The following is a 17931-nucleotide window of genomic DNA, read 5'->3' as shown; positions in this document are numbered from 1 at the left end:
TGCGATCGCTATATTGAATCGGCGGCTCATGGGATTTAAATTTATGGAGTTTGCAACTCCTCTATTATATGCAGCTTCATATTAAATTGGTATTAGGGACTTCCAAATAAAAAAATATCCAATTAACTCTTGTGGGGTGGGCGTCTCGCCCGCCATATCAACTGGGCGGGCAGGATGCCCACCCCACAATAAAAGTTGTTATCTTTTAACTCTTAACTTTTTTGATACCGCATTCCTGGTAGTTGCGAAACAAAACCCATAAGTTCCAACTGTAATAAAGCACCGGAAACTGAGCCAGCAGCCATGCCGGTTTGTTGGACAATAAAATCGAAGGGTAAAGCTTCACTTGCGGCGATCGCATTCATTACCGTTTGCAATTCTGGCGATAAAGTTGGTAAACTTAACTGTTCTGGCGCTGTGTAAGCCTCAACTTGATCAATTTGTGGTATTGCTCCTAGCATTGTTAACAGTTCGTCTAGTTCCTTAAGAATGAAAGTTGCTCCCTGACTCAGTAACTTTAAGCAACCTTGGGATGGATGATCGTCTACTCTACCAGGCAGTGCATAGACATCTCTACCAAATTCATTTGCGTAGGTAGCAGTAATTAACGCACCAGATTTTAATGGCGCTTCCATTACCAGGATGGCGCGACTTAAACCTGCAATAATTCGGTTGCGACGGGGAAAGTGAGTGCGATCGGGTGGAGTTTTTGTGGGGTATTCACTCACGACTAAGCCAGCCGTCAAAATTTGTTTGTACAAATCTCGATTTTTATGGGGATAGATGACATCTACACCAGTTCCTAAAACTGCGATCGTCCGTCCACCTGCTTTCATGGCGGCGATGTGGCTTTCTGTGTCAATTCCCTCCGCCATCCCAGAAACAATTGTAAAGCCATTTTTAGCCAAAGCTGTGCTAATTTGGCGAGTCCAACGGATGCCGTATTCTGAGGGTTGGCGGGTTCCGACAATTCCAACCATCGGTTTTTGTCCGAGATTTTCTTGGAGTTCGACTTCACCACGATAGTATAAAATTGGCGGTGGACTAGGAGTTTCTAGCAGTAAGCGGGGATAATCTGCGTCTGCTGGTGTCCAGAAATGGGGGTTTTCTTGCTGGTGCTTAGTAAATAGCTGTTCTGGGTGTAGGCGCGATCGCTGTTGTACTACTTTTTCAAGTGTCTGAAAACCAAAACCTTCTACTTCTCCTAACTGTAGCTTGGTAGCGTTCCAAGCAGTTGCCAGCGTGCCAAAATGCTGTTGCAGGCGTCGCAGTAATACCGGCCCAATTCCCGAAATCTGTGCCCAAGCTAGCCAATATGCGCCTTCTTCTACCACCTTTCCATCCTCACAGCTACTGCATTGAGTATTCCCAAATTAGGGTTGTTTGTTGATGTGGAGGGGGAGATGGGGGCAATGCTGTTCGGTTAAGGCAAAAGACGCGATGAATCGCCGTCTCTACAAAGAACTTCTGCTTCTTCTTTCCCAATTCCCCTTGACTATTGACCCTTAACCATTGACTATTAACTATTGACTATTTGACTATCTTCTGTGATGAAATATTTCTATCGTCTTCTAATAAGCCTATCTGGGTGCTTAATATTTTTACTAGTACATAGTTGTTTTGGTTTGTTGCCTAGTTTGGCAGCCGAAAAAGTTACTGTCAGGTACGGATTGTTTGAGCAATCAATCCCGGTGGCGGATATACGCAACTATGGCGAGACGCAAAAGGTTTCAGCGGATCTGCAATCTTTTTTAGGCTATCTCAGCCCTAAGGAGAAACAGAAGTTGCAAGATGCCCTTCAGGTGAAAATGTCCCTTGATATTGTGGCTTTAGATAAGCTGATAAACACAGGAATGGGCAAGCAAATTTTATCTTTTGCATCCGTTGCGATCGCACGTCGCGATCAAGCTAGTATACAAGCGCTACGATCTGCGATTATTTTAGGAGCAAAATCACCGGAAGGTTTAGGAATAACCAGCTTTCTAGAAGCCTATCCCAGTAATCAACTAGTAGTTGACGTGCCAAAATTTTCCAAGCTAGTCAGCATGGCAAATTTATCTTCTGGTTCTGCTGATGCACCGCCGAAAGACGATGTAAGTTCTTCACCCCTAGGGCAAATTGCACTGCAATATCAAATACTCGCTACCCAAGGTAAACAATTCTCAGGTTGCTTATTTGGCGATTCTGTTTCGGCTGAACTTGGTAATACTCTTGGGGACGGTACTTTTAATTTTGGGTTAAATGGTCTGAGTACAATCTCATTAGTGGAACAACTGAAAAGTTTAATTCCTACCAAGGTAAAATGCCAAAAAGCCATTATTGCCATAGGTGGAAATGATGCTTGGTATAAGCTTAGTGATGAATTATTTACCAAAAATCTGCAAGAGGCGATCGCACTTGTTCGGACAATGGGAACTAAAGATATTTTTCTCATTCCAGCTTTTTATTCAACAGTTGCAGCCAGCTTAGATCCAACTGTATCAGCCCCACTTGCTAAAGTCGAACAAATTAATGTTCTGATTAATCAAGTTGGTGAAACAGAAAAAGTGCCAGTTGCAGCAGCAGGATTAGCACCCTTGTATGAGAATAATGTTCTTAAAGAAAATTTAACCAGTGATGGCGACCATCTGAATGCAGAGGGTCTCAAAATTTATCGACAAGCATTATTACAAATCCTGGGTAAGTAATACCATTTTGGATTTTGGATTGAATGAAAAATCTAAAATCCAAAATATCAATGTTACGCTTTCCAGTTCAAAAACCGTGCATAAATATAAGCGATCCCTTCATCAAGAATTGTCCGCACGCCTTCGCTAGAACCCCACCATTTGCTTGGATTGTAATCTTGCGTTGTGGCAGCAATCACACCAACTTTAATGTGAGGGGTAAGTATTTTTCTAAAAAGAAACCAACTCCTACGGGCATGAACATCCAAGGAAAAAAGATTAATTGATTCTATCTGTAAATTTGAATTGGATAGCCAGCGATAAAATTCGGCAGCAGATGCATAACTACGATCCTTAATTACAAAAGGTGTCGGCACAGCTATTACTTTTTCTGCTTCTAAACCGAGTTTTATGAAGGTGGCGGCTGACACTTCTGCAAAGTCCTTGTATCCAATCAGATAACTTCCTTTTCCTAATGTACCTCCGGTAGTAATTATTTGACGATAAGAACCGATTTTAAATTCAGTCAAAGCTTTTTCTATAGCATAATCTGGTAGCCATCCTTCAACAACCAATACTTGTGCTGATTTAATCGGGGAAGTGACGGCGAGAAATGAGTGTACATGAGTAATAGTGAAAAATATTAAATAAGCAATCAAAGCGATCGCAATCGTCCACCCATGAGTCGTAAGTGTCCACATTTCTTGGCGTTTGATTAGTTTGACTTGGGGAAATTTTTGACACCGACGATTTTTTATCTGCATTAAACCTTAGCTAAATGTTGTTCTTTCAAGTAGGTAAATACAGATTTGTCTCCAATATCAGCAGGAATTGCTTGCACTGTCTTTCGCAGGGCAAATACCAAAAATAACGTCGCCCAAATTCCTAGTAAAATGCTTTCTCCCTGAGTTGGTAAAATTCCCGCCAAATGTCCTAACAACAGTAGCGGTACTATTGGGGTCAATACTTTGGTTTCGAGGCGATTGAAGCAAAAAGCCTCTTTAAAATAAATACCTGTCAAAGCAACAAAGATAAAACCAACTCCAAATAGGGTAATCGGCTGATTGTAAACGGCAAGAGCCAAAGGTTGACTACTAGAGATTGCCAGAATCACTGATGCTATACTACCGATCGCCCAAAAAATTTGCAAGGTTCGGTGCAGTGATGCCATGTAGATATGAATGGTAAATAAACTCACACCGAGAGCGAGACTAAAACAAGCATATAGAGGTGTCAGTGCAGTTATAAGAGTCGGGCTATTGTTGAATAAAACCAAAGCACTGCCTATAGCAAAGCTCAGTGCTGCTACCATTAATCCAGCACGGTAGATAATTACACCAGTGCGATCGCTCTGAGTAATTGTAAATTCCCCAAACTGACCTTGATATACTTCTGGTGCAGAGAATATTTGTGTAGTCATAATTTGCTGAGGACGATTGTTTTGTGTATGTATTAATCTTGACAATTATCAAAAAAAGCTAAAATATACATCTATCATTTGGTAGCGGTTAGACTAAATTCGACCTGGGGCTTTCAAGGTAATCAAAGCGTCAAAAAAATGGCAAAGAATAATCAGACTGTTTTGGCATTAACTTTACTAATCACAGCAAGTCTTATAGGTATATTTGCTGTTTTGGGCTGGATTGGGTATTCGTTAACGCGGTCTAAGTCTGAGATCAAAAGCCCAGGAAACACTGATTTGGTCAACACAACTATTAATTCTAGCTCATTGAAGCAAATAGAAATTACTACAGCCCGCAATGTCGATTACAGCCAGTTGCAGAAATATTTGCAAAGCAAAGATTGGCAAGCATCTGATCGAGAAACTTACCTGAGAATGCTAGATGTTGCAGGGGCTAAGGCACAAGCGGAGGGTGCGATTGGGAAAGATGAAATGAATGCACTTTCATGTGTTGATTTGAAAACCATTGACAGGCTTTGGAGTGCAGCCAGTGATGGTAAGTTGGGCTTTAGCGCTCAAGAAAAGATTTTGAGGGAAGAAAAAAACGACTATCGCAAGATGTATGACGCGGTTGGATGGCAAACCTTAACAGGTGAGTGGCTGATTCAGTGGAACTATAATCAGCAAACTAAAAGATACGAGTATAAACCTGGCAAGGAACCAAACTTTAAAACCTTTCCCCCAGGACATCTGCCAACTGTGGAAAGAGGATATAACTTTGGTGTTTCTTTTGATGGGGCACTGACAAGGTGCGGTATTTAAGGGATTAATAGGACTTACGCACAAGTTACGGAATAGCGAACCGCAGAGGCGCAGAGGACACGGAGAAATCAGAGTTTGAGAGATATTTTGCGTAAGTCCTGATTAAATTATCCATCTTGTGGGGTGGGCATCCTTGCCCGCCCTGAATATAGAACGGGTGTTCGCGTAGCGGCACGTAGTGCGGACACCCATACCACAAGAAAATTTGGGATCTTTTTTAATTTGTGAGTCCCTAACTGAGTACAACTTGAAGCGTTTTTTGCCCTAACTGCAACTGTGAGTGAGCATTGCCGCTATTAATGGCAATTTCTACCCAGCCGTGACTGCCAACTAAAGCTAGTATCTCTCCAACCTTGACATCACTGTAAGTTTCACAGCCTGGTATACTCAAGCCAGCTGCTTGCACACACCAAGTTTTACCTTGTACGTAACTCGCTGGAATGTTGCTCACTAGGTTGCCAAAGCGGTCAATATATTGAATGCAACCCACTACACTAGTGTTTGTCTGCTTGCATTCGTCTATATCCAGCTTTACCAAAGTTGCTGGATCGATTTCTTGTCCTAGCTGTTTGAGGGGCACACCACTAGCAAGATTAGCTCCCACTGGTGCAAAGATATCTCTACCATGAAAAGTCTTGCTTGGTTGAGGAGTTCGCCAATAATTAAGATTTGTGAGTTCAACGGCTACGATGGCAGGACTTTGACTAAGTACGCCGCTAAATATACCATTATCTGGGCCGATCAGAAACCCTTGAGCAAATTCTACTGCGATCGCTCGTCGCTTGCTTCCCACACCCGGATCTACTACTGCGATATGCACTGTCCCAACGGGGAAATAGAGATAAGCATTCATCAGGTTAAACCTGGCTGCAGCGATGTCTTGCGGCGAAATTTGGTGCGTTAAGTCTACTACCGTCAGTCTAGGGTTGATTTGAGCTATAACTCCCTTCATTATGCCTACATAAATATCGCGATCGCCGAAATCGCTCAGTAAAGTCACGAGTGGTTGTTGACCTATCTGGTTCTTAGACATATTTTATATATAAAATATTTTTCTGTAGCAACAGCTACAAAATATGTGTTATGTTAACAATACAAGACATAAAGCGAAAAATTAAACCAAGTAATCACTATGAATCAAAATAGACTAGAAAGTGTGAGCAAAGCACGAGAAGCTCACAGAGCGAATATTCAAAAAAGCCTGGAGCATCGCTTGCAGATAGCCAGAGCAAAAGGCGACGAACAGCTGATTCGTCAACTAGAAGCTGAGGTGAGGTATTCCAGCTAAATCAAGTTTTCATTGTTCATAGTTTTGTTGTGTAACCCGCTACGGCGGGTTTTTTCTTTTTAGTTACCCTACTTCCTATCCTCACACTTCCGGCTCAATACCCCTCAATACTGCTCGGTTAAGGAATTTCTTGGTTGAGGCAAGCAGGGGGAGCAGGGGGAGAAATGGGGGCAGGGGAAGAGTTTTGCTTCCCCTGCTTCCCCTGCCTCCCCTGCTTATCCGAGCAGTATTGCAATACCCCTGACTTTTCACCTTATGTGGAAAAGCTAACGATTGACCTAACCCCCTAACCCCCTTCCCTAGTAGGGAAGGGGGAAAATTCAAAGTCTCTCTCCTAAAAGGAAGAGAGAAATAGAAGTGAGGTTTTCCAGATATCGTGAAAAGTCAGCTCAATACCCAAGGCTCGTAACTGTGCTGCCAAGCATTCAGCACGTTGCAGGGCAGTTTCTTTAGCTCAGATTTAATCTGACTGTTAATTAAGAATTACGCTGAAGTTCCAACCATTGTAAAACCCGATTCCATGCCCACCAAGGATCAGAGTCTTGTACTTGACGCTGGCACTCTTTACTACTCAAATAGCCAACATGGCCGCCATACTGGGTGAGGAACAAATCTATTACGGGATTGCGATCGCAAGCAGCTTGCAATTCCGGTATGATAGCTGGGTCAAAAAGTGGATCGTCAGCAGCATATAAAATCAAAGTCGGTTTCGAGATTTGCGGCAATATTTGTAAAGCACTACTAGCTTGGTAATACGCTTCCACTGAAGAAAAACCTAGTCGGCTAATTACCAATTCATGATCAAAACCCCAGATACTATTTGCCCGTTCAATCGCTGCGGGGTCAATGCTTCCAGGATGGGCATCATGTATCTTCCATGCCAGTTTTTTTAAATTTTGTGCAATTCCCGCTTCCAAATATCTGCCGAAGGGCTTTGTAACTAGATAAGATAGCGATCGCTCCGAATCCAAACTCGGACAAATCACCATCCCACCGCCAATATCGCTATCTTCTAATCCTAAATCTCCACACTCCCTAATTACCTCACCAGCGACCTTCACCCCCCATAGCGCCAATTGCCCTCCTAAAGAATACCCTGTAAACCAAAATTTACCCGGACATCCCATTTCTTTCGCCGCCGCCGCAATCCGAACAAAATCTTCTCCTTCATACAAACCATCAGAAGTCAGAGTCGGCGACAAAACGGCCGTTTTGCCGTGGGCACGCCAATCAAATAACACCATCGCGTATCCTTGAGCGTAAGCCTTACGTGCTAGCACTCTCAAAAACCATTCCGTCTCTAGCTCTCCAGTAATTCCATAAGTACCGATAATCGTGCTATGAGCATTTTCAGGAATTGCAACCAAGCCAAAAATTGGCACACCTTGGCAACCAATGAAGATTTTCTCGTGATAAGAAGGTTCTTGTAAGAGATTAGTACTTTCCCAGTAATCTTTTCCCCACAAAGCGGTGTATACAGTCATCATCACACCGTTTTGTAAAAACCAAGACGGATTGTAGGGGGGAGTATAACACATCATAGACTATAAGATTTCATTTAGTTGAGTCTTGATTTCACAGTCATTTAATCTTAATATTTATGTAAGATTTAAAAACTTTTTCATAATCGATTCCAAATCTTTGTATCTATCAAAGGTTGTTAATTATCCTTAATAAGTAGTAATAATTTTTTAAGAATGCCGAGGATTCTTGTCATAGACGATGACCCAGCGATTTCAGAACTAGTTGCCGTCAACTTGGAAATGGCTGGCTACGATGTTAGTCAAGCCGAAGACGGCATCAAAGGTCAAGCGCTGGCTCTCCAGCTACAACCAGACTTGATTATGCTCGATTTAATGTTGCCCAGGGTAGATGGGTTTACCGTTTGCCAACGCCTGCGGCGCGACGATCGCACCTCTGAGATTCCCGTGTTAATGTTGACGGCTTTGAGCCAAACTCAGAACAAGGTGGAAGGCTTCAATGCTGGCGCAGATGACTACCTCACCAAACCTTTTGAAGTTGAAGAACTGCTGGCGCGGGTGCGGGCACTTTTGCGGCGTACTGACCGCATTCCCCAAGCAGCAAAGCATAGTGAGATTCTCAACTATGGCTCACTCACCCTCGTTCCTGAAAGATTTGAGGCAATATGGTTTAATGACACAGTGAAATTGACTCACTTGGAATTTGAGCTACTTCACTGCCTGCTGCAACGCCACGGTCAAACAGTTTCCCCCAGCGAAATCCTCAGAGAAGTTTGGGGCTACGATCCTGATGATGACATAGAAACGATTCGAGTCCATATTCGCCACTTGAGAACCAAGCTAGAACCAGATCCCCGCCACCCCCGCTATATCAAGACAGTCTATGGTGCCGGATACTGTCTTGAGTTACCCGGTATACCTCCATCAAATGAAGGGGCTTCAGTAACAGTCGTTGAATGAAATCACTCTAAATTCCCTTAAACTTTGCTATCACTTAGGCAATAACTCTTAGAAACTCTGTTTACTTAAGGTCATTGGTGAGGTGTGTAGAGACGTTGCAATGCAACGTCTCTATCAGCGTATCCGTAATAATTTAAGAAAAAGCGTATTTTGTCAATGAGTTAAAATACTCAAAATAACCTTAATGAAAATGATAATCTTGTGGAGCAGAGGGAGAGGATACTGGTGTCGGTAGGGTTCCTCTGCCTCTTTTTAATTATCATTATTTTCAGTGCAATTACCTTAACCTCTCACCGATGCTACACCTTGCTAAGGGGGTTATGACTATCTCAAATTCTGCGCGTTTGATTTAGGACTGCTATAGGACTCATATTTGATTTCTGAAATATACGTAGGGTGCGTTAGCCTTTGGCGTAACGCACCAGTTAACGATTTAGGTGCGTTAGGCTACGCCATAACACACCCTACAGATACTTAGATTTTTTCAGAAATCAAATCGCACTCCTATATATACCTACAGATAAACTAGGCGATTGTCTAGAAGTTTAAAATATCTAATGATTCTTCTATTTCTAAATCTAATATTCTTTCTCGTGTATCTTTGAGTGCTTCTAGTTTACCTTCTTGACGATAGATGTCTGCCGCTTTTTGAAAATCTTCAATTGCTCCTTGTTTATCTGCCATTTCTAAACGAATATTACCCCGATTGTAATAAGCATCGGCATAACTAGGATTAATCTGAATTGCCTGAGTATAATCTTCAATTGCTCCCTGAAAATCTCCTAAATCTGAACGCGCATTACCACGGTTATAATAAGCATCGGCATAACTAGGATTAATCTGGATTGCTTGAGTATAGTCTTCAATTGCTCCTTCAAAATCTCCTAAATCTGAACGCGCATTACCACGTTTTTTATAAGCTATGGCATCTTGAGGATTAATCTTGATTGCTTGGGGAAATCCCGGTTGAGAGCCGAATAAATAACGAGCAATCCCACGATTTTTATAAGCATCGGCATAATGGGGGTTAATTTTAATAGCCTGGGTATAATCCTCAATCGCTCCTTGGTTATCTCCGACATGATAACGAGCTTCGGCACGGTTTTTATAAGCTACCGCAACATGAGGATTAATTCTAATCGCTTGGGTATAATCATTAATTGCTTCTTCTAATCGCCCCAGTTGATATAAAGCTAAACCTCGTTTATTATAAAATTTAGCATCATGAATATTCATCTGAATTGCCTGAGAATAATCTGCGATCGCCGCCTCATAATCTCCCAATTGATATTGAGCTAAACCTCGCTTATAATATAAATCAACATCACCATGATTAACTTCTAAAGCTTGATTATAGTTGGTAATTGCATTCGTATATTCTCCTTTCTCGAAATATTCATCACCCATTCTTACATCTTCAACGCTATATTCAGGTTTAAAAGAAGATTTCCTCACCTGATTAATAGTTGGCTTAGATGGAATTTCTTGCTTCGGGAGATATTTGTAAATTGCTGGTTGTTGCCGAGAAGAATTATTTAGAGAAGATTGTAACTGTTCTAGATAGCACCATAAACCACCACCATATAGCAATTGTTCTATGCCAAAGGAAATTTTCCCAGTCTTCAACTTAATCATCCGAGTTGGCAGAAAGCCAGCCAAAAAAAGGTGATACTCAGATTGTGCTTCACTCACATCTTCTTGAATCAAAATGCAAACTACAACTGCATTTTTTTCAACCTCTTCAGAACTAACTGACCATCTTACTCTGTCAATCGGACCATGACGAGACTTAACCTCAATACCAATAGATGGGTCAGAAGTCAAGGTAAAATCTATATTACCATCGCCGCCGAATCGCTTTTCATAATCGACTTCCGTAATCAAATCAGCTAAACGTTCTTTGACAACTTCCTCACCCAACTTACCTTTAAGATAGCTAATAAAAACGTCACGGACTGGTGAAACACGCTTATATTTCTCAGCCATCAACCAGCAAAACTCCCGTAATGCCTTTAATCTTTCTCCAGAGATAATAGTTAATTCACTATATTGACCTTCTGTTTCACAATGAAGCAGACAACCAGATGTTAACCTTTTAATAAAATCAGACTGTAGCGATCGCAGTAGTGTAATCCAGTCCATTTATATTTCTGCGAATCTTTTGATGAGATTATTCTATTAAAATATCCATTCGGCGTAAACCTTTTAATTAGCTTGCAGGATTTACATCAGTTTTGAACGTGCAGCCATGTCTGATTATGCCAGAGTTTTGAGGGTTTGGGAGAGTACGATCGTTGGGAATAATACATGAAATATTAATTAGCTAACCACCAAGATCGCAAATGACTCAAAATCAAAACCCCAAGCCTGTCACCGACTCCAGTCCCCCCTCCTCGCTTGCGGGGAGGGGGCTAGGGGGTGGGGTTCCGGAATACCCTTGGCAAACCCCACACGAAGTTTGGAAAAAACTTAAGCCATTGGCGCGACAAATGCGTTGTGAATCAACTCCAGCAGAAAAGCTACTTTGGGAGAAGTTGAGACACAAGCAACTTTTGGGTTTCAAGTTCCGCCGTCAGCAAACAATTGACCGTTTTATCGTCGATTTTTACTGTAATGAAGCGCGGTTAGTGGTGGAAGTGGATGGCGAAATTCACGACTATACGCAACAGGAAGATGCGATACGTCAAGAATTTTTGGAGAGTTTGGGGTTGCAAGTTGTGCGATTTAGAAATGAGGATGTTTTGGAGAGGATGGAGGGGGTGTTGCAGGATATTGCTGCTTGGTTGCAGAGATAGAACCCCACCCCCAACCCCCTCCCCGCATGCGAGGAGGGGGCTAATTATGTGGTTTTTGGTGCGTGTGTGCGATCGCTTTGCATCATAATTTGACAATTATTTCACCAGATAGTGATTTTGAGTCTATGAGACAAATAAGTGGTGAATTATTGATAGATTGACCGGAGTTATTTTAGAGTATTCACAGTTTTGATTTTCATGCTGGTGAGAATAACCCTTAATATCTCTACGTCCTGTATTTGGGCAATCTCTGGTAATATTGTTAACTCTTCGCTGCCAAATTTTAATTCTAAACCCATTTCAATACCTTGAAGTAAACCTTTCTTCATACTTTGTTGAATGGTAATTTATTAATGTTAGTCCGTAAGGGGTTTCACTTAGCCCCTAACATTTCTTTAAATAAAATTCATCTAAACTTCGTTAACTAGCAATAAATTACTAGTTACAAATGCTATTTAAGACGAGTATGATTATACGTAATATATCATTAGCTACAGCAGCAAACTTGGAAATAATTATCAAAAAATATTTAGTAGTCAAACAGGCAGAGATTAGCTAATTGATTCAGTAACTATGGCTGTTGACTGGATTTACCCAGGAAGCAGGTTCCAGTAATTTTGTAACTTACTTTTTTATCGCATAAATAAGCATTGTTAGAATGGGCATTTTCAACCTTCCCTACATATTTTAGTATCTATAGCATCAAATTGCTTGTACTTCAATTATCTCCAATCATTTAGCAGATAAAAAACTTTTCATACATCCTCTAGTCTAGATATGAATCCAGAAGAAAAATCAACATTAAATATAGCCGAGTGTCAGAATTGGCTTTGTCCAAATTTTGCAACCTACTGGAAACTAATTTCTTTAATTGAATCAGAAAAAGTGCAGTTGCAAGCAATAACAACAAAGCATAGTTATCTATTTTCAGCAACTGAAGGTTATGCTTTACAGCACTTCACTGGGAAGTTTACAGTTAGACACGTTCAGGAAAAGTGTCAGCAGCAGTTTGGGGACGTTATTTCTCCTAACTTTATGGTGCAGCTATTAGAAAAATTGATTAAATTGGGAATATTTGCAAATCCTAGCCTTGCAAAAACCCAAGGAGAAAACAGCCGTTCACGCCTACTTAAATCTGCTGTGCAGTGGATATGGCATACAGATGGATATTGGTTGTTACGGCTGCAAAACACAGATAATATCGCCTATCTGCAAGTCAGTAACTACGATAAAACTCTGATTTTGCAGTTAAGTCAACTGCCAGTAGAAACTATTGTGACTAAATATAAAATTAGCCCTCAATATCTGCAAGAACTGTTACAGAATCTAGCAATTAAGGGAATGTTGGAAGGAATTGAGCCGCCAAAAACTCCGAGAAAATTTAGTATATCACAACTACTTTTTTTTAAGTTTCGCCTATTTAATCCCGATAGTTGGCTAAACCGTAATATTAATAAATTTAGATTCATTTTTACCACAGAGTTTTGTTTCTTACTCTGTATATTTCTAGGTTTTACGACTGTCATTGCTTTTTCAAAGCAAGAGAGAATTTATCACCTTGGGCAGGAGTTATGGAGTAGTCAAGGTTATAGTTTAATCCTTCCTTTCGCACTCCTGATGATGTTGGTGGTATCTATTCACGAACTAGGTCATGCTTTCACATTAAAACATTACAAAGGTGTTGTTTTAGAAATAGGTATGATGTTTATTTGCTTATTACCAGGAGCATACACTAATACCACTGATGCTTATGGCTTAGTCAAACGTAGACAACGCACTTTAGTAATGGCAGCAGGGGTAATTTGTCAAGTAGTTATTTGGGGAATTGCATTGTGTTTATGGAGCATATCAACACCAGGAAATTGGTTTTATACAGGTACTTATTTATTAATGTTAGCAGCCCAATTTACCTTAGCTCTTAATCTCAACCCACTGAATAAATTTGATGGTTATTATTTGGTAGAAGCTATGACAGGAATTAACCATTTACGTAAAAGATCCTTTGCATATTATGGTCAATTATGGCGAAAAGAACCTAGTCAAGAGCGCAATGAGGATATAGGAATTCTAGCGGTTTATGCTCCTGCTTGTTTACTTTATATCATCTGGCTTTTGGTTAACTTATTTTTCTGGATTTGGCATTTATATACGCCATTTTTTCCAGCAAAATAGTTTAATTTTGAACACCATTATTTAGAGGAAACTGAAAATCATGAGAAAATCTCACATAAAAATTGCTCATAATGTCTTGTTGCCAATTGCATTGGGAGTAATATCACTAATTTTGGTAATAGATGTCAAGCCTTCACAAGGAGCTAGTTCTCTCGATAAATCTTCTACTCCTTGTAATAAATTTGCATCTGTACCAGAGCCTTATCCTTTTGTAGGTATATTAGCTTTTGGGATTTTAGGTGGAGGATATTTATTCAAGCAGCGACTAAGAAAAAAAAGTGATTGTTTGAATAATAATGGTTTACTACCAATTAATGATTTTTCTACATCAAATCATCAACAATATCGACAGCTACAATTTATCAATTCAGAGGAACCAAGCGAAGATAATTTCTATCATTTTTGTCCATCTTTTGAATTACAACTAATTGAACCGATGGAAAATATACCCAGCGATTAGAAATATCACTTGCTTGGCTACATAAATAAAGTCCACCTCCGTGGACTACTAAAAAATCAACTACTTCAATTAATTGGTTATTTTTTTAAGGGTGCATTTATGAATCTGTTTGGATTTGGTGGTAAAAAGGGTCAAAAAGCTAAAAATTCCAAGAAATCAAAGCCGAGAGAAGTATGGAAAGGTAAAAGTTTTCCTCTAGATGATATTATTACCCCTAGCGTTCTTGTCGGTGGTGGCGAAAATTCACCTGAGCCATTTTTAATTGATTTACATACGGTTCCAGGATTAGAAATTGACCCCAGTCAAACTGACTTATTATATGAGCTAAATACAAAAACCTTAGAGTTGCTAAATCAACCACACACTTCATTATTAGATCATCAAATAATGAGTGATTGGCTTGTTGATCCTAGTTCTCAGTCTTTATCATTCTTTGATAATCCAGGAGTATCTACAAATTCATTTACTGAAAATCCATCAATATTGTACAATCCAGATGTTTGTTCAGTAGATTCTCCACCACCAGGATTGGATTCTCATCCTGATTCTTCTGATGGTACATCTGCTTTGCCTACTTTCACCCTTCCAGATGTAGATTCTCCTGGTTATGTATTACCTTTCGATCCACCAGCTACAGATAAACCTCCTAAATTTAATTTTAAAAAATCAGATCAGCCTTTAATTGGAGTGATTGATACAGGATTTAATGCCAATAATCCAGATATTGATTACAGTCGGGTGAAGTTGGGAAGAGATTTAGTTGATAATGACAATAATCCTTTACTGGCAGATGGTGAAGGTAGCGAACATGGTACTCATGTTTTAGGGATTATTGGCGCTACAGAAGGTAACGGCATTGGCATTGATGGTATTAATGACCAAGCACCAATTTGGGTAGGTCGTGCCATTGGTTCGGGTAAATGGGCTGAATCCTTGAAAGAATTTGTTGATGAATTTAAGACATCTGGGCAACCAAATGGCGTAGTTAATCTAAGCTTTGACCTGACTCAAACTAACCCCGATGGTAGCGTAACAACACGCTATGAATTAACCCCACAAGAACGAGCGGTGTTGGAATATGCGCGGCAAAATCATGTTTTGATTGTGGCTGCTGCTGGGAACGATGGTGGTGTAATGTCGGGTTTAGGACAAGCTTCTCAGGAGTTTGACAATATTATTACGGTGGGGGCTGCTGACGGTAAGAGTCGGGCGGCTTATTCGAGTTATGGGCAGAGTTTGGATATTTTGGCATCGGGAGGGACGGCAGAAAAACCAAAATTATCGACGCTAGGTGATGGTGTGGGAACGATGGCAGGAACTTCGGTGGCGACGGCAAATGTGACGGGGGCGGCATCGTTGGTGTGGGCGGCGAATCCTGGGTTGAGTTATCGTCAGGTGATTGAGATTTTGAAATCTACCGCCACGGATTTGGGTGAGCCTGGGTGGGATGAAGAAACGGGCGCGGGGTTACTGAATATTGCTGATGCTGTAGATTTGGCTAAGGTTACACAACCAGAAGTACGTTACGATTTAGCATTTAATAATCTCTCAAATGATGAAATGTCACTCAATCTTGATACCGCTTTTGAAGCTGCTTTACCTGGTTTTGGAAGTATATCAGAACTTGATGACGAGGATCTCAGCAGCTTTACAGCAGAAGAGCGTACAGCTTATGAAGAAGCAGCTCGGGAGATCAGCTCTGAATTAAATGAGTATTTAGCTAGGGCTAGTCAAAAGATTGCCCTTGAGTACACGGCGAATAACTTCGGTATGCAAGTAGAAGCTATGGAGAAGCTTCTAGATGTTTTTGATGAAGAAACTTTAGAAAGCTTGGCACAAGCTCAAGATATTTTACGAAACAGTGGTTTTAGTGCTGATCTTAAACTTGAAACTTTAGCTATTGCATCCAATTACAATAATGAGGAGATAGGAAACGCCAGCTTTATCCCAAGTGAACGCCCAGTTGCTGTTTCCGTCCCAGCATTTAATGCACAAATTCTAAATGCTGGTTATGTTTCACAAGTTGGCTTTTTGCGGATTCGCTCTGCTCCTAGTACAAATTCCGCTGAGGTGGGGCGCAAGTATCCTGGTCAGACTGTAACTTTTGATGCATTTGAAAACAATGGCACTTGGGTTCCTGATCCATATATGCCAGGAGGCGGTAGTAGTCGTTGGTACAAAATTGCTGGCACAAATCAATGGATGTCAGCCTTATACTTTAACAACACACCAGAACAAGCTGCTCAGGAACGTGTACGTCAAGAAGCTATCCGGCGTGCAGAAGAAGAAGCTCGACTTGCAGCAGAAGCAGCTCAACGTGCAGCAGAAGCAGCTCAACGTGCGGCAGAAGCAGCCCAACGTGCGTTAGAAGAAGCTTTACGTCGCGCTCAAGAAGAAGCTTTGCGTCGCGCTCAAGAAGAAGCTTTGCGTCGCATCGCAGAGGTGAAGGCGAACACTGATTATTGGGTAGCACAGACCAGTCTTCTTCCTACTCCACAAAAGCACATTGAGTATGAACTCATTGCTAAGGATTTAGTCTATAACGACTATAAAGAAGGAGAGGATGTTAAAGGCTATAAAGTGGAAAAAGTCTTTAAGCAGGGTGAAGGACTTTATGCTCTCGGACTTACTAAAGATGGTTATCCACCAGTTTTAGTTTTCCGTGGTAGCAAGGAAGAGATTGACTGGGTAGATAATGCTCATCCCGGAGGTGTTGGAGTAGGACAGTATAATGCTGCTTTACAGCAAGGCATTGATAAATGGCTCGAAGAAAAAGCCAACAACGAACCAAAACCAGATGTGATTGGGCATAGCCTTGGTGGTGCACTTGCACAACTCACGGCTGCTGATTTTTCTAAGTGGATAGGTGAAATTGTAACCTTTAATGCTCCAGGGATTAGCCCTGATCGTTTATCTAGGTTTAAAGGAGGGGTACAAGTAACACACTATATTAGTCCAACAGACATTGTTTCGAGGGCTGGTTGGGCTTTTCTACCTGGTACTATTTACGAAATGCGTTTCAAGGGTGATCCTCTCCAACAACACACCAATATCTTCCTCCATGACCCTAATACAATTTGTATTCCAGTTACAAAACAGGAAATTTCTGACCGGAGCTTCGATTGGATGCTTTCTCGCCTTGAATCAGAACTGCTACGGCAAGGCATAGGAAAGCAATTCTCACCCTATTACTTAGCAACTGACGCATTTAACCTAACTGCCTACTATGGCAGCAAAGTTTTAGATGGAATCAGTCAAGGAATTAAAGATGGTGCAGATGCTGTTGGCTCTTTTATTAATGAAGGTATTTTAGCTCTACAAAGGAAAGCCCAAGAAGCTCAAGGAATAGCCAATACTGCTTTTGAAAAGGTCAAGGAAGTCCGTCAACTGGCCCAAGAAAAAGTTCAACAAGCACAAGCTGCATATCAGGATTTCAAACAAGAAACGCAGAAGCGAATTAGCGAAGTTGTTCAATATTCTCAACAAAAAATTCAGCAAGCAGCTCAAAAGGTGGCACAGACAATTAAGAATGTCACTCCCAAAGTTGCTGATGCTATCACAAAGTTTGCAAAAGGAGCTGTAAATGCCACCAAAGCAGTAATCAATACTGGCAAGCAAATTGTCAACAATATAATCAATACTGCCAAGCAAGTTGTCAATAATGTAATAAATATTGCCCAAGAAGTTGCTAGTACAGTAAAAACCGTCATTCATAATACTTATAATGCAGGTGTGAAACTTGTAGCTGAGACTGCAAAAACTGTCCAGAATGCAGTAAGTAATACAGTAAATACTGTGTCCAAAGGCTTTAACATGTTAAAATCAGCCTTTGGTTTCTAGTAACCCAAGTTGCGGGTTATGAAATTTCAGTGCATCAACTTTCTG

15 protein-coding genes are annotated in these 17931 nt (G+C 40.9%); 8 read left to right on the top strand and 7 right to left on the bottom strand.

Features of this window, described 5'->3' with window-relative positions:
• Nucleotides 1-212: 212 nt before the first annotated feature.
• Nucleotides 213-1334, bottom strand: a complete 1122-nt coding sequence (dprA, locus tag V7K97_RS01435; protein WP_334798921.1) for a DNA-processing protein DprA — start codon at nucleotides 1332-1334, stop codon at nucleotides 213-215.
• A gap of 294 nt (nucleotides 1335-1628) precedes the next feature.
• Here dprA and V7K97_RS01430 point away from each other — a divergent pair, with 294 nt between their 5' ends.
• On the top strand, nucleotides 1629-2687 hold the full coding sequence (locus V7K97_RS01430; protein WP_334798920.1) for an alpha/beta hydrolase: 1059 nt from the start codon (nucleotides 1629-1631) through the stop codon (nucleotides 2685-2687).
• Nucleotides 2688-2740: 53 nt separating this feature from the next.
• On the opposite strand, the gene V7K97_RS01425 is transcribed toward V7K97_RS01430, so the two are convergent.
• Nucleotides 2741-3430, bottom strand: coding sequence for a YdcF family protein (locus V7K97_RS01425; RefSeq protein ID WP_334798919.1), 690 nt, complete (start codon nucleotides 3428-3430; stop codon nucleotides 2741-2743).
• On the bottom strand, nucleotides 3430-4086 hold the full coding sequence (locus V7K97_RS01420) for a DUF2301 domain-containing membrane protein (RefSeq protein ID WP_334798918.1): 657 nt from the start codon (nucleotides 4084-4086) through the stop codon (nucleotides 3430-3432). Before V7K97_RS01420 ends, V7K97_RS01425 begins: the two co-directional genes overlap by 1 nt.
• Before the next feature lie 138 nt (nucleotides 4087-4224).
• Here V7K97_RS01420 and V7K97_RS01415 point away from each other — a divergent pair, with 138 nt between their 5' ends.
• Nucleotides 4225-4890, top strand: a complete 666-nt coding sequence (locus V7K97_RS01415; RefSeq protein WP_334798917.1) for a GUN4 domain-containing protein — start codon at nucleotides 4225-4227, stop codon at nucleotides 4888-4890.
• A 232-nt stretch (nucleotides 4891-5122) separates the two neighbouring features.
• Here V7K97_RS01415 and V7K97_RS01410 read toward each other — a convergent pair whose 3' ends face one another.
• Entirely contained in the window at nucleotides 5123-5923 is an 801-nt protein-coding gene (locus V7K97_RS01410) for an SAM hydrolase/SAM-dependent halogenase family protein (RefSeq protein ID WP_334798916.1), read from the bottom strand.
• Nucleotides 5924-6022: 99 nt separating this feature from the next.
• Between V7K97_RS01410 and pirA the strand changes: the two genes are divergently transcribed.
• Nucleotides 6023-6178: an arginine synthesis PII-interacting regulator PirA gene (pirA, locus tag V7K97_RS01405; RefSeq protein ID WP_334798915.1), complete on the top strand. Its 156-nt coding sequence runs from the start codon at nucleotides 6023-6025 to the stop codon at nucleotides 6176-6178.
• A 476-nt stretch (nucleotides 6179-6654) separates the two neighbouring features.
• Here the strand turns inward: pirA and V7K97_RS01400 are convergent, their stop codons facing one another.
• Nucleotides 6655-7719, bottom strand: a complete 1065-nt coding sequence (locus V7K97_RS01400) for a YheT family hydrolase (protein ID WP_334798914.1) — start codon at nucleotides 7717-7719, stop codon at nucleotides 6655-6657.
• 156 nt (nucleotides 7720-7875) lie between these two features.
• Between V7K97_RS01400 and V7K97_RS01395 the strand changes: the two genes are divergently transcribed.
• On the top strand, nucleotides 7876-8619 hold the full coding sequence (locus tag V7K97_RS01395) for a response regulator transcription factor (RefSeq protein WP_334798913.1): 744 nt from the start codon (nucleotides 7876-7878) through the stop codon (nucleotides 8617-8619).
• Between the two features lie 537 nt (nucleotides 8620-9156).
• On the opposite strand, the gene V7K97_RS01390 is transcribed toward V7K97_RS01395, so the two are convergent.
• Complete coding sequence (locus tag V7K97_RS01390; RefSeq protein ID WP_334798912.1) at nucleotides 9157-10761, bottom strand: tetratricopeptide repeat protein; 1605 nt, start codon at nucleotides 10759-10761, stop codon at nucleotides 9157-9159.
• Between the two features lie 200 nt (nucleotides 10762-10961).
• On the opposite strand from V7K97_RS01390, the gene V7K97_RS01385 reads away from it, so the two are divergent.
• Nucleotides 10962-11414: an endonuclease domain-containing protein gene (locus V7K97_RS01385; RefSeq protein ID WP_334798911.1), complete on the top strand. Its 453-nt coding sequence runs from the start codon at nucleotides 10962-10964 to the stop codon at nucleotides 11412-11414.
• Between the two features lie 167 nt (nucleotides 11415-11581).
• On the opposite strand, the gene V7K97_RS01380 is transcribed toward V7K97_RS01385, so the two are convergent.
• Nucleotides 11582-11743, bottom strand: a complete 162-nt coding sequence (locus V7K97_RS01380; RefSeq protein ID WP_334798910.1) for a hypothetical protein — start codon at nucleotides 11741-11743, stop codon at nucleotides 11582-11584.
• A 448-nt stretch (nucleotides 11744-12191) separates the two neighbouring features.
• On the opposite strand from V7K97_RS01380, the gene V7K97_RS01375 reads away from it, so the two are divergent.
• The 3 genes from V7K97_RS01375 (at nucleotide 12192) to V7K97_RS01365 (ending at nucleotide 17886) form a co-directional block, all read left to right on the top strand.
• Nucleotides 12192-13586: a site-2 protease family protein gene (locus tag V7K97_RS01375; protein ID WP_334798909.1), complete on the top strand. Its 1395-nt coding sequence runs from the start codon at nucleotides 12192-12194 to the stop codon at nucleotides 13584-13586.
• A gap of 40 nt (nucleotides 13587-13626) precedes the next feature.
• Nucleotides 13627-14046, top strand: a complete 420-nt coding sequence (locus V7K97_RS01370) for a hypothetical protein (RefSeq protein WP_334798908.1) — start codon at nucleotides 13627-13629, stop codon at nucleotides 14044-14046.
• A gap of 99 nt (nucleotides 14047-14145) precedes the next feature.
• Nucleotides 14146-17886, top strand: coding sequence for a S8 family serine peptidase (locus tag V7K97_RS01365; protein ID WP_334798907.1), 3741 nt, complete (start codon nucleotides 14146-14148; stop codon nucleotides 17884-17886).
• Nucleotides 17887-17931 lie beyond the last annotated feature (45 nt).

This window comes from Nostoc sp. (assembly GCF_036917815.1).
In the GTDB taxonomy this organism is placed as follows: domain Bacteria; phylum Cyanobacteriota; class Cyanobacteriia; order Cyanobacteriales; family Nostocaceae; genus Nostoc.
This window is presented reverse-complemented; position numbering and strand designations above follow the sequence as displayed.

What these genes read in the sequence shown, in the direction of transcription:
- V7K97_RS01425 (WP_334798919.1), bottom strand. Translation starts at nt 3,430, where the DNA reads ATGCAGATAAAAAATCGTCGGTGTCAAAAATTTCCCCAAGTCAAACTA.
- V7K97_RS01420 (WP_334798918.1), bottom strand. Translation starts at nt 4,086, where the DNA reads ATGACTACACAAATATTCTCTGCACCAGAAGTATATCAAGGTCAGTTT.
- V7K97_RS01415 (WP_334798917.1), top strand. Translation starts at nt 4,225, where the DNA reads ATGGCAAAGAATAATCAGACTGTTTTGGCATTAACTTTACTAATCACA.
- V7K97_RS01410 (WP_334798916.1), bottom strand. Translation starts at nt 5,923, where the DNA reads ATGTCTAAGAACCAGATAGGTCAACAACCACTCGTGACTTTACTGAGC.
- pirA (WP_334798915.1), top strand. Translation starts at nt 6,023, where the DNA reads ATGAATCAAAATAGACTAGAAAGTGTGAGCAAAGCACGAGAAGCTCAC.
- V7K97_RS01400 (WP_334798914.1), bottom strand. Translation starts at nt 7,719, where the DNA reads ATGATGTGTTATACTCCCCCCTACAATCCGTCTTGGTTTTTACAAAAC.
- V7K97_RS01395 (WP_334798913.1), top strand. Translation starts at nt 7,876, where the DNA reads ATGCCGAGGATTCTTGTCATAGACGATGACCCAGCGATTTCAGAACTA.
- V7K97_RS01390 (WP_334798912.1), bottom strand. Translation starts at nt 10,761, where the DNA reads ATGGACTGGATTACACTACTGCGATCGCTACAGTCTGATTTTATTAAA.
- V7K97_RS01385 (WP_334798911.1), top strand. Translation starts at nt 10,962, where the DNA reads ATGACTCAAAATCAAAACCCCAAGCCTGTCACCGACTCCAGTCCCCCC.
- V7K97_RS01380 (WP_334798910.1), bottom strand. Translation starts at nt 11,743, where the DNA reads ATGAAGAAAGGTTTACTTCAAGGTATTGAAATGGGTTTAGAATTAAAA.
- V7K97_RS01375 (WP_334798909.1), top strand. Translation starts at nt 12,192, where the DNA reads ATGAATCCAGAAGAAAAATCAACATTAAATATAGCCGAGTGTCAGAAT.
- V7K97_RS01370 (WP_334798908.1), top strand. Translation starts at nt 13,627, where the DNA reads ATGAGAAAATCTCACATAAAAATTGCTCATAATGTCTTGTTGCCAATT.
- V7K97_RS01365 (WP_334798907.1), top strand. Translation starts at nt 14,146, where the DNA reads ATGAATCTGTTTGGATTTGGTGGTAAAAAGGGTCAAAAAGCTAAAAAT.